The 10418-nt window shown below is 64.8% G+C and carries 9 protein-coding genes and 2 pseudogenes; 1 reads left to right on the forward strand and 10 read right to left on the reverse strand.

The annotated features are described in order from the left end of the window. Nucleotides 1–74: 74 nt before the first annotated feature. The 7 genes from BEK68_RS23170 to BEK68_RS23200 form a co-directional block, all read right to left on the reverse strand. Complete coding sequence (locus tag BEK68_RS23170) at nucleotides 75–1283, reverse strand: ABC transporter substrate-binding protein (RefSeq protein WP_012436740.1); 1209 nt, start codon at nucleotides 1281–1283, stop codon at nucleotides 75–77. Between the two features lie 75 nt (nucleotides 1284–1358). Next, nucleotides 1359–2099 carry an ABC transporter ATP-binding protein gene (locus tag BEK68_RS23175; RefSeq protein ID WP_004628584.1) on the reverse strand — a complete coding sequence of 247 codons (741 nt, stop codon included), beginning with the start codon at nucleotides 2097–2099 and terminating at the stop codon, nucleotides 1359–1361. Between the two features lie 94 nt (nucleotides 2100–2193). Continuing rightward, on the reverse strand, nucleotides 2194–2964 hold the full coding sequence (locus BEK68_RS23180; protein ID WP_009239534.1) for an ABC transporter ATP-binding protein: 771 nt from the start codon (nucleotides 2962–2964) through the stop codon (nucleotides 2194–2196). Nucleotides 2965–3209: 245 nt separating this feature from the next. Then, on the reverse strand, nucleotides 3210–4844 hold the full coding sequence (locus BEK68_RS23185; protein WP_004628580.1) for a GMC family oxidoreductase: 1635 nt from the start codon (nucleotides 4842–4844) through the stop codon (nucleotides 3210–3212). Between the two features lie 68 nt (nucleotides 4845–4912). Further along, complete coding sequence (locus BEK68_RS23190) at nucleotides 4913–5782, reverse strand: alpha/beta hydrolase (protein WP_012436741.1); 870 nt, start codon at nucleotides 5780–5782, stop codon at nucleotides 4913–4915. A 75-nt stretch (nucleotides 5783–5857) separates the two neighbouring features. Continuing rightward, nucleotides 5858–6316, reverse strand: coding sequence for a Cu(I)-responsive transcriptional regulator (gene cueR / locus BEK68_RS23195; RefSeq protein ID WP_012436742.1), 459 nt, complete (start codon nucleotides 6314–6316; stop codon nucleotides 5858–5860). Then, nucleotides 6313–8535: a heavy metal translocating P-type ATPase gene (locus tag BEK68_RS23200; protein ID WP_012436743.1), complete on the reverse strand. Its 2223-nt coding sequence runs from the start codon at nucleotides 8533–8535 to the stop codon at nucleotides 6313–6315. The genes cueR and BEK68_RS23200 overlap by 4 nt, the downstream gene beginning before the upstream one ends. Nucleotides 8536–8680: 145 nt before the next feature. On the opposite strand from BEK68_RS23200, the gene BEK68_RS23205 reads away from it, so the two are divergent. Further along, nucleotides 8681–8893 (forward strand): heavy-metal-associated domain-containing protein, encoded by a 213-nt coding sequence (locus tag BEK68_RS23205; RefSeq protein WP_004628571.1) that lies wholly within the window; start codon nucleotides 8681–8683, stop codon nucleotides 8891–8893. Nucleotides 8894–8958: 65 nt separating this feature from the next. On the opposite strand, the gene BEK68_RS23210 is transcribed toward BEK68_RS23205, so the two are convergent. The 3 genes and pseudogenes from BEK68_RS23210 to BEK68_RS26605 form a co-directional block, all read right to left on the reverse strand. Then, nucleotides 8959–9678, reverse strand: coding sequence for an OmpW/AlkL family protein (locus BEK68_RS23210; protein WP_012436744.1), 720 nt, complete (start codon nucleotides 9676–9678; stop codon nucleotides 8959–8961). Between the two features lie 203 nt (nucleotides 9679–9881). Beyond that, nucleotides 9882–10205, reverse strand: a pseudogene (locus BEK68_RS23215) (delta(1)-pyrroline-2-carboxylate reductase family protein); the annotation flags it as partial. 71 nt (nucleotides 10206–10276) lie between these two features. Further along, nucleotides 10277–10384 (reverse strand): annotated as a pseudogene (locus tag BEK68_RS26605) (c-type cytochrome); the annotation flags it as partial. Nucleotides 10385–10418: the final 34 nt, after the last annotated feature.

A 10418-nucleotide genomic window follows, 5' to 3' on the forward strand; every position in this document is an offset into this window, starting at 1 on the left:
CAGGGGAAGAACACCAACACAACGTTGATGGCGCCGCCCTCCACACGGACGGCGGCGCCGGATTGCCTACGCTTTTACTTCTTCATCAGCGAGCACTTGGACTCGGCCGGCGTGGTGAAAGCCTGCTCGCCCGGGATCGTCGCGACAACCTTCAGGTAATCCCACGGCTTCTTCGATTCGGCCGGCGTCTTCACCTGCAGCAGGTACATGTCGTGGATGGCACGGCCGTCCTGGCGGATATAGCCCTTCGTGTAGAAGTCGTCGATCTTGGTCTTCTTGAGCTGGGCGATGACCTTGTCCGGATCATCCGTGCCAGCAGCGGCCACGGCCTTGATGTAGTTCGACACCGCCGAGTAATCCGCTGCCTGCAGGCTGCTCGGCATCTTCTTCATCTTCATGAAGTAGCGGTTGGCGAACTTGCGCGACGCGTCGGTCATGTCCCAGTACCAGCTGTCGGTCATCAGCAGGCCTTCGGCCGTCTGCAGACCCAGGCTGTGCACGTCGTTGATGAACATCAGCAGGCCTGCGATCTTCATCGTCTTGGTGATGCCGAATTCCTTGGCTGCCTTGATCGAGTTGATCGTGTCGCCGCCGGCGTTGGCCAGGCCCAGGATCTGTGCCTTGGACGACTGCGCCTGCAGCAGGTACGACGAGAAGTCCGATGCCGACAGCGGGTGCTTGACCGAACCGACCACCGTGCCGCCGTTGGCCTTCACCACAGCCGTGGTGTCGTTCTCCAGCGAGTGACCGAACGCGTAATCGGCGGTCAGGAAGAACCACGACTTGCCGCCCTGCTTGACCACCGCGCTGCCCGTGCCCTTGGCCAGTGCCACGGTGTCGTACGCATAGTGGATCGTGTACGGCGTGCACTCTTCGTTGGTCAGGCGCGCCGTGCCGGCACCGATGTCGATAAACACGCGCTTCTTCTCGGAAGCCACCTTGTTCATGGCCAGGCCCGTGGCAGAGTTCGTGCCGCCCAGCAGCATGTCCAGGCCTTGCTGGTCCATCCATTCACGCGCCTTCGATGCGGCAATGTCGGCCTTGTTCTGGTGGTCCGCCGTCACGAGTTCGATCGGCTTGCCGAGCACCTTGCCGCCCGCATCCTCGATCGCCATCTTCACCGCCTCGACACCGCCCTGCCCGTCGATGTCGGCATACAGCCCCGAAAGATCGGTGATGTAGCCGATCTTCACCTTGTCGCCGCTCACCTGCGCATGCGCGCCGAATGCGGCCGCCCCCAGCCCTACCGCCATCAATGCACCAGCCAGCTTCTTGAGTGTCATGGTCTTGTCTCCTGTGTCGTGCGCGCCGCGGATCACGCTGGCGCATGGGTCTTGCAAGTCGATCGGGAAAACCTCTTAAACGCCGAGCAGCTCGTGCAGCACCGGCATCTTGTCCTGCAACTGCGCCGCCTCGAAACGCTCGACGATGCGGCCGTGTTCCATCACATAAAACCGGTCTGCCAGCGGCGCGGCAAAGCGGAAGTTCTGCTCCACCATCACCACCGTGTAGCCGCGCTTCTTGAGCATCAGGATCATGCGGGCCAGCGCCTGCACGATCACCGGCGCCAGTCCTTCGGAAATCTCGTCGAGCAGCAACAGGTTCGCGCCGGTGCGCAGGATGCGCCCGACCGCCAGCATCTGCTGCTCGCCGCCCGACAGGCGCGTGCCCTGGCTTTGGCGGCGCTCGGCCAGGTTGGGGAACATCTCGTAGATCTCGTCGATGCTCATACCGGCATTGCCGGTCTTGGCCACCTGGCCCTTCAGCACCGGCGGCAGCATCAGGTTCTCTTCGCACGACAGGCTCGAGAAAATGCCGCGCTCCTCGGGGCAGTACCCGATGCCGCAGTGGGCGATCTTGTGCGTGGGCAGGTCGATCGTTTCCACACCCTGGCCGCCAGCGTCATGCACGACGATGGAGCCTTTGCGCGTGCCCACCAGGCCCATGATGGCGCGCAGCGTGGTGGTACGGCCCGCACCGTTGCGGCCGAGCAGCGTGACCACCTCGCCGCGGTTCACGGTCAGGTCGACACCATGCAGGATGTGCGATTCGCCGTACCAGGCGTGCAGGTCCTTGATCTGGAGCGCGGGCGTGCTCATGCAGTGTTCTCGTGTGTTCGGGTCTAGCGTTCGCTTACGTTTGATGCGCGGCGTGTGGCCGCGTCGCGTGATCGATCAGCGTCGATCAGTGGCCTCAATGGCCTTCCAGCGCCGCATCGGCGGTGCCCATATAGGCTTCCATCACCTGCGGGTTCTTCGAGACGTCTTCGTACGGGCCTTCGGCCAGGATCTGGCCGCGCTGCAGCACCGTGATCTTGTCGGCGATGGACGAGACCACGTTCATGTTGTGTTCGACCATCAGGATCGTGCGGCCCTGTGCGACGCGCTTGATCAGCTCCGTCACGCGGTCCACGTCTTCGTGGCCCATGCCCTGCGTGGGCTCGTCGAGCAGCATCAGCTCGGGCTCCATCGCCAGCGTGGTGGCAATCTCCAGCGCGCGCTTGCGGCCGTAGGGCAGCTCCACCGTCACGGTGTGCGCAAACTCGGTCAGGCCCACCTGTTCGAGCAACTCCATCGCCCGCGCATTCAGCGTGTTGAGCGACTGCTCGCTGCGCCAGAACGCGTACGCCGTGCCGAGCTGCCGCTGCAGTCCAACGCGAACGTTTTCCATCACCGTCAGATGCGGAAACACGGCGGAGATCTGGAACGAGCGGATGACGCCGCGGCGCGCGATCTGTGCCGGCTTCTCCGACGTGATATCGACGCCGTTGAACAGGATCGTGCCGCGCGTGGGCACCAGGAATTTGGTCAGCAGGTTGAAACAGGTCGTCTTGCCGGCACCGTTCGGGCCGATGAGCGCATGGATGGACCCACGCTGCACGCGCAGGTTGACGTCGGACACGGCGGTAAAGCCCTTGAAGCCCTTGGTCAGTCCGCGCGTTTCGAGAATGATGTCCTGCGCCATGATTCCCTCTGGTCTCCCGTCCTTTTTATGGTGCGGATGATTGTCAACGGCTGTTGCGTTGCAAAACATCGGGGTTTTTACCGAGACGATTACACCCTGCTTACCCCCCGGAAACCCGCACCGGTATTGGATTTCCGACTCACGCCCGGGGGTTACGTAGAGTTACCTATCGGGGCAATGCGGATTGCGCATCCAGTGGACACGGGCGGTGTGTCATGCCCGTGTCATCGGCACGCGAGCTGGTGTCAGGCCGGGACGGCCTCACCGCGGGCTCGGGCCTTGCGCGCGGCACGGATCATCTCGCTCGCCTTCTCCGCAATCATGATCGTCGGCGAGTTGGTATTGCCCGACGTAATCGTCGGCATGACGGACGCGTCGACCACCCGCAGGCCTTCGATCCCGCGCACGCGCAGCTGCGCGTCGACCACCGCGTTTGCATCATCGGCGCGCCCCATGCGGCACGTGCCGACCGGGTGGAAGATGGTCGTGCCGATCTCGCCGGCGGCGCGGGCAAGTTCCTCGTCGGTTTGAAACGCCGCGCCGGGCAGGTACTCCTCGGGCCTGTATTGCGCCAAGGCTGGCTGCGCGACGATGCGGCGTGTGAGGCGCAGCGAATCGGCCGCGACCTTGCGGTCTTCCTCTGTGGACAAGTAGTTCGGCGCGATGGTCGGCGCGGCAAACGGGTCGGCGGACGTGACATGCACCGTGCCGCGCGAGGTCGGCCGCAGATTGCACACGCTCGCGGTAAACGCATTGAACGCGTGCAGCGGATCGCCAAACTTGTCGAGCGAGAGCGGCTGCACGTGGTACTCCACATCGGGCCGCGACACGTGCGGGTTCGAGCGCGCGAACACGCCCAGCTGCGACGGCGCCATGCTCATCGGCCCGCTCTGGTTGAACGCGTATTGCATGCCGATGAGCGCCTTGCCCCACCAGTTTGAGGCGCGCGTGTTGAGCGTGGGCACGCCGTTCACCTTGACCACGCTGCGCAGTTGCAGGTGGTCCTGCAGGTTTTCTCCGACACCCGGCAGCGCCTGGCGCACCGGAATGCCGAGCGCCTGCAGACGTTCCGGCTGACCAATGCCGGCCAGCTCCAGCAATTGCGGCGAGTTGATCGCGCCCGCCGACAGGATCACCTCTTCGCGCGCGGCCACCGTGTAGTCCTGCCCGGCCCCGCGATACGTCACGCCAGTGCAGCGCTTGCCGTCAAACGTCAGCGCCCGGACTTGCGCACCCGTCACGATGGTCAGGTTCGGACGCTGCGAGGCCGGGCGCAGAAAGCCCTTGGCCGTGTTCCAGCGGATGCCGCGCTTCTGGTTGACCTCGAAGTAGCCAACGCCAAAGTTGTCGCCGCGGTTGAAGTCACTCGTGCGCGGGATGCCCGCCTGCACGGCCGCCTCGATGAAGGTCTCCAGCACCTGCCAGTGCAGGCGTTGCGGCTCGACGCGCCATTCGCCGTTTGCGCCGTGCCATGCGTTCGCGCCGCCGTGATAGTTCTCGCTGGCCTTGAACAGCGGCAGCACGGCGTCCCACCTCCAGGAATCATCACCGGTGATGGCGGCCCAGCCGTCGTAGTCTTCACGCTGACCACGCATGTAGATCATGCCGTTGATCGACGAGCACCCACCCAGCACGCGGCCGCGCGGGTAGCCGAGCGAGCGGCCGTTCAAGCCGGGTTCTTCGCGGGTGCGATAGAGCCAGTCGGTGCGCGGGTTGCCGATGCAGTACAGATAGCCGACGGGGATGTGGATCCAGTGGTAATCGTCCTTGCCGCCGGCTTCCAGCAGCAGCACGGAAACGTCGGGGTCGCGGGTCAGGCGGTTGGCGAGGACGCAGCCTGCGGAGCCTGCGCCGATGATGATGTAGTCGTAGGTGTCCATGTCTCCGTGCTTCTTTTCCTTGGTGTTATTGGTTTTTGTTTTTTGTGGTGCAACCAACTCACTTCAAATCAAATCCGCGAAGCCAACCACTCCGTCATCTTTCCGAATACCTCGCTACGCAGCGGTTCGGCTTCGTTGAAGATCTCGTGGTACCCCGATTCAAACCACGCCAACGAGCGCAAATCCTCCGGCGCATTCGCATAAAAGTCGCGGCTGCCAGACGGATCGACAATCGAATCCGCGCCGCCGGCCATCAGCAGCATCGGCGCTTCCAGGCGCGGCGCGTCTTGCTGCGCCTGCGTGATCGCATTGAGCATGAACTCCAGCAATGATGCGCTGATCGTGCTTTGCACCAGTGTGTCTGCCCGATAGGCGGCGGCGATGCTCGGATCGTGCGAAAGCTTGGCTGGATCGACGGGATTGGGCACCGGCAACCTCGGCGCGATGGCGGAGAGAATCCCCCGCACGATGCCCGTTCCGGGCGGCAACCTCACGCGCAGTGCGGGCGATGACAACAGCACGCCGCGCACGGGGCGGATACGCGCGGTGGTGAAGCGCGCGACGATCAATCCGCCCATGCTGTGGCCGAGCACGAACGGCATCTCGTGCCATTCGGCGACCGCCGCATCGACGATTTCTGCGAGATCGGTGAGGTAGTTGTCTTGCGCGTCGAGCGCCATGCGCGGGCCGCCGCTCTTGCCGTGGCCGCGCAGGTCGAAGGCCCTTACGCGCAGGCCAAGATCGGTGAGCACCTTGGCCACATGCGGATAGCGGCCGCTGTGTTCGGCCATGCCATGGACGAGGATGACGGTGCCGCGCGGCTCGCCGGTGTCGGGCGCGGGCAACCAGGTGCGGACCAGCAGTTCAGTGCCGTCCTTCATGCGCTGGCGGCTTTCCAGCGCTGGATGGGCAGTGACCTGAGCGGGGGCTTGCGTCATCGGCGTCTCCTCCTTGGGTTGCCAGATTGTGGCATAGACGCCGCCTGTCGCAATCTGCGTTAATCGTGCGGCCCGTCAGTGGCAGCAGGCATCGGTGCCGCCGCCTTCATCACCCTCGCCGGCCACGCTCTGGAGGATCGGGCAATCGGGGCGGTCATCGCCGTGGCAGGCGTTGGCAAGCGTCATGAGCGTGTCGCGCATGCTTTGCAGCTCGCTGATGCGCGCATCGAGATCCGCCACGTGGCGCAGGGTGACAGCTTTCACATCGGCGCTGGCGCGTTCGCGGTCGTTCCACAACGACAGCAGCGTGCGGATCTCCTCCAGCGCGAAACCCAGAGAGCGCGACCTGTGGATAAAGCGCAGCACATGCAACGCCCGCGCGTCGTACATGCGGTAGTTGCCTTCGGTGCGCGGACTCGGCGGCAGCAGGCCGATACTCTCGTAGTAGCGGATCATCTTGGCCGACACGCCACTGGCCTTTGCGGCCTCGCCAATGTTGACGGGGCCTGGGTCGATGAGATGGGTGCGCGTCATGCGTTGTCTCCGGTGGCGCGCCAGCGGCGCAGCATCAGCGCATTGGTGACCACGCTCACACTGGAGAACGCCATTGCCGCGCCGGCAAACGTGGGGTTCAGCAAGCCGAATGCCGCCAGTGGAATGCCCACCACGTTATAGATGAAAGCCCAGAACAGGTTCTGGCGAATCTTGGCGACGGTGCGGCGCGACAGGTCCAGCGCATCGCTCACCAGGCGCGGCTCGCCGCGCATGAGTGTGATACCGGCGGCCTGCATCGCCACATCGGTGCCCGTGGCCATGGCGATGCCGACGTCGGCCGCCGCCAACGCGGGCGCATCGTTGATGCCATCGCCCACCATCGCCACCACATGGCCGCTCTGCTGCCAAGCCGTCACACGCGCGGCCTTGTCTTGCGGCAGCACTTGCGCGGCCACTTCGTCGATGCCGAGCGCGTGCGCCACGCTGTGCGCGGCGCCGGCGTTGTCCCCCGTCACGAGCGCGGTGCGCACGCCCCGCGTCTGCAGCGCCGCTACGGCCTCCTTGGCACCGGGCTTGAGCGCATCGCCAAACGCAATCAGGCCCCGCAGTTGCACCCCGCCTTCATCACGCTGCGCAAGCCACGAGACGGTGTTGCCCTGCGCCTCCAGCGCATCGGCACGCGTTTGCAATGCGCCGCGATCCAGTCCCAGTTCGTCCATCCACCGCGCATTGCCGAGTTGCAGCGATGCGCCATTCACGATGCCGCGCGTGCCGCGCCCCGCCAACACTTCCGGCGATTGCGCGGGCGTGATTGCACGGCCCCGCTCCATCGCATATTCACGCGTAGCGTGTGCCAGCGGGTGCGTGTTCTCAGCCTGCAGCGCGGCAAGCTGGTCGAGCAGCGTGTCGGTGTCGACGCCGGATGCCGCTTCCACCGCCGTCACACGCGGCTGGCCGACGGTGAGCGTGCCGGTCTTGTCGAAGACCACGAAATCCACCTGCTGGGCGCGTTCGAGCGCCTGCGCATCGGCAATGAGAATGCCGCGCCGCGCGCCCGCACCCGTGCCGGCCATGATGGCAGACGGCGTGGCAAGGCCGAGCGCACACGGGCAGGCAATCACCAGTACGGCCACGGCGTTGACGATGGCCGTCTCCCACCCCGCACCAGCGATGAACCAACCGGCCAGCGTGAGCAGGGCCGCCACCAGCACCGCCGGCACAAAGATGGCGCTCACGCGGTCGACCAGTTGCTGGATCGGCGGCTTGGCGGCCTGCGCGTCTTCCACAAGGCGGATGATGCGCGAAAGCATCGTGTCCGCGCCGATGGCCGTGGTGCGCACGAGCAGCACGCCGTCGGTGGCGATGGCGCCTGCGGTCACGCGGTCGCCTTCGTGCTTGGGCACGGGCAGGCTTTCGCCGGTCAGCATGGATTCATCGACGTGGCTCGCGCCTTCCAGCACCACGGCATCCACGGGGATGCGTTCACCGGCACGCACGGACACCACATCGCCCACGCGCACCTGGGCGACCGGGGTATCGCGCAGCGTGCCATCGGCGCTGCGCACGCGAGCGGTATCGGGGCGCAGCGCCTGCAGGGCACGGATGGCCTGCGCGGTCTGGCGCTTGGCACGCACTTCCAGCCACTTGCCAAGCCGCACCAGCGTGATGACCACGGCGGCGCTTTCGAAGTACAAGTGCGGCGCATGGTGCATCCCGTCCGCACCGGCGCGCCACCACAGCCACAGCGACAGCCCATACGCCGCCGACGTGCCGAGCGCGACCAGCAGGTCCATATTGCCGGCACGCGCACGCAGCGCCTTCCAGCCCGCCTTGTAGAAGCGCGCGCCAATCACGAACTGCACCGGCGTCGCCAGCAGCCACTGCACCCACGCAGGCAGCATCCAGCCGCCGCCGAACCACCCTGCGATCATGGGCAACACGAGCGGCACGGACAGGGCGGCGGCAATCCACACGGGGCCGGCACCTTCCCAGAAGTCGGGTTCGGCAACAACGGAGGCGGCGGTTTCATCGGAAGCGACGCGCGCCTCGTACCCGGCGGCAGAGACTGCGGCGATCAGTGCATCGCTGCCGGCACCGCCCTGCACGCGAGCGCGCTCGGTCGCGAGATTCACGCTGGCTTCGGTCACGCCTGGCACGGCGCGCAAGGCACGTTCGACCCGGCCCGCACAAGCCGCGCACGTCATCCCGCTGATATCGAGGTCGGTGGAGGTCACGTCGGCAAGGCTGGCGGCGGTCATGGAAGCGTCCGTTCTGAAGAAGATGGCATCAGCCTAGACCTTCCCATCTTGGTAAGGTCAAGCCCTCATTCTACGCTTGCACTTCCCACGATGGGAAGGTTCATACTGCTCCCGTGATTCTCTTCCCTCTTTTCAGGAGCACGCCATGACAACGTCTTCCACAACCTTTTCTGTGACCGGCATGAGCTGCGGCCATTGCGTGTCGGCTGTCACGCGAGCAGTGCAGCAGGTCGATGCAAGTGCCAATGTACAGGTGGATCTGGACAAGCAGACCGTGGCCGTCACCAGCGGCGCCAGCGCCGATGCAGTCAGGGCGGCCATCGAGCAAGCCGGCTACCCGGTCAAATCTTCCGCCTGAGCCGGGCGTTGGCAACAAAAAAGGCGTGCCGCTGTGGCACGCCTTTTTGTTGACGCGGAAGCCGCTTAGAAGCGGTAGCCGACGTTCAGGAAGGTCACGACCGGGTTGATCTTGATCTTCGCTTCGCTCACGACGTGGACGCCGGTCGCCGTAGTGCTGTCGATCGTTGCCGTGGTCTTGAGCGGCAGGTACGACACCGACAGGCCAACGAACCAGTCCTTGGTGATGGCGTACGTAGCACCCACGTTCAGCACCGGGTTCAACGAACCGTCGGTCGACACGTTGCTCTTGCTGCCCGGGCCAGCCAGCTTCGTCTGGAAGGCGCTGTTCGTGATCTTCTCGTCGGAGAACCAGGTGTAGTTCAGGCCCAGACCCACGTACGGACGGAACTTGGTGTCGGCGTTGAAGAAGTACCACTTCGCCAGCACGGCCGGGCTCCATTGCTTGGCCGAGCCGATTTCGCCGTAACCCGACAGCGCGCCCGTCCCTTCGATCTTGTGGCGCGGCGGAATGCCACCCACCAGTTCAACGGCAACGTTGTCGGTAAAGAAATGCGTGAAGGCGAGACCAACGGTATCGGCTTCCTGAATCTTGGCGCCCGTGCCGGACTGCGACTGATTCACCGGGATACCGCCGATGCTCTTGACCACCAGCGGGTCGCTCGAGCTATTCGGCATCACGCGGAACCAGCCGAGGCTGACGATGTTGCTGCCGGCAGCTTGTGCGTGCGCGGCGGTGGCGAGGATCATCCCGGCGGCAGCCGCCAGTGCTTTTTTATAGGCCATCTCTATATGTGCTCCTGTGTCAGACGCATCCGACGTAAACGTGATCAATACGTTGCGGTGCGCTCTACGTCTCCTCCCAGGCGGAAGGGATGGCCATTATCCCGTGTGATTGCCTTGGCTAGAACCCTTTTTCTAGAGGTTTTCTGTTACAAGCGGTGCCTGACATCCGCCTGGGGCGGGCGTCTTGAGCACATGCTAGGTTTTTAAACAGTTCTGGATTTGGATAGCGCCAGCACGCAGGCGGCCAGATCCCACAGGGCACTGCCGACGCTCTTGAACACCACGGGCGATATCGGCGCAGGCTGCGTAAGCGTGTCGGGCGGCATATCGATGCACTGTTGTAATGGCCGCACACGCGACCACGGCACACCGGCCTGCAGCAGGTCGCCGGCTTCGGCTTCCAGGTCGACCAGCGTATCGGCGTACAGCCGATCGACCGCAGCGGCATGCACGCACAGGCGCGGCGGCAGTTCGGCCATGTCGGGCCGAAACGCGCCAACCGCAGCGATGAAGTGATGCGCGCCCCAGGCGTACCTGGCGTCATGGTCGGATCGCTACGCTCGCCACTGGCGAATGCCTTGAGCTGCTTCCTGAGATAGGCCTCCTTCTGCCCCGCCAGGCGCGGATAGGCCTGGGTAACGGCGTTGCCTTCGAAGCCGTGGCAGTAAATGCAAGAATCGCTGGCGCGCGGCCAAGGGCCGTTCACACCTGCGTTGTTGTCCGAGATCTTGTCGACCTCA

The sequence above is a fragment of the Ralstonia pickettii genome, from assembly GCF_001699815.1.
Taxonomy (GTDB): Bacteria; Pseudomonadota; Gammaproteobacteria; order Burkholderiales; family Burkholderiaceae; genus Ralstonia; species Ralstonia thomasii.

Bases quoted from the DNA above. Each gene is read 5' to 3' on its own strand.
- cueR (WP_012436742.1), bottom strand. From the start codon at position 6,316: ATGACGCGCACCCATCTCATCGACCCAGGCCCCGTCAACATTGGCGAG.
- BEK68_RS23175 (WP_004628584.1), bottom strand. From the start codon at position 2,099: ATGAGCACGCCCGCGCTCCAGATCAAGGACCTGCACGCCTGGTACGGC.
- BEK68_RS23170 (WP_012436740.1), bottom strand. From the start codon at position 1,283: ATGACACTCAAGAAGCTGGCTGGTGCATTGATGGCGGTAGGGCTGGGG.
- BEK68_RS23180 (WP_009239534.1), bottom strand. From the start codon at position 2,964: ATGGCGCAGGACATCATTCTCGAAACGCGCGGACTGACCAAGGGCTTC.
- BEK68_RS23185 (WP_004628580.1), bottom strand. From the start codon at position 4,844: ATGGACACCTACGACTACATCATCATCGGCGCAGGCTCCGCAGGCTGC.
- BEK68_RS23200 (WP_012436743.1), bottom strand. From the start codon at position 8,535: ATGACCGCCGCCAGCCTTGCCGACGTGACCTCCACCGACCTCGATATC.
- BEK68_RS23205 (WP_004628571.1), top strand. From the start codon at position 8,681: ATGACAACGTCTTCCACAACCTTTTCTGTGACCGGCATGAGCTGCGGC.
- BEK68_RS23190 (WP_012436741.1), bottom strand. From the start codon at position 5,782: ATGACGCAAGCCCCCGCTCAGGTCACTGCCCATCCAGCGCTGGAAAGC.
- BEK68_RS23210 (WP_012436744.1), bottom strand. From the start codon at position 9,678: ATGGCCTATAAAAAAGCACTGGCGGCTGCCGCCGGGATGATCCTCGCC.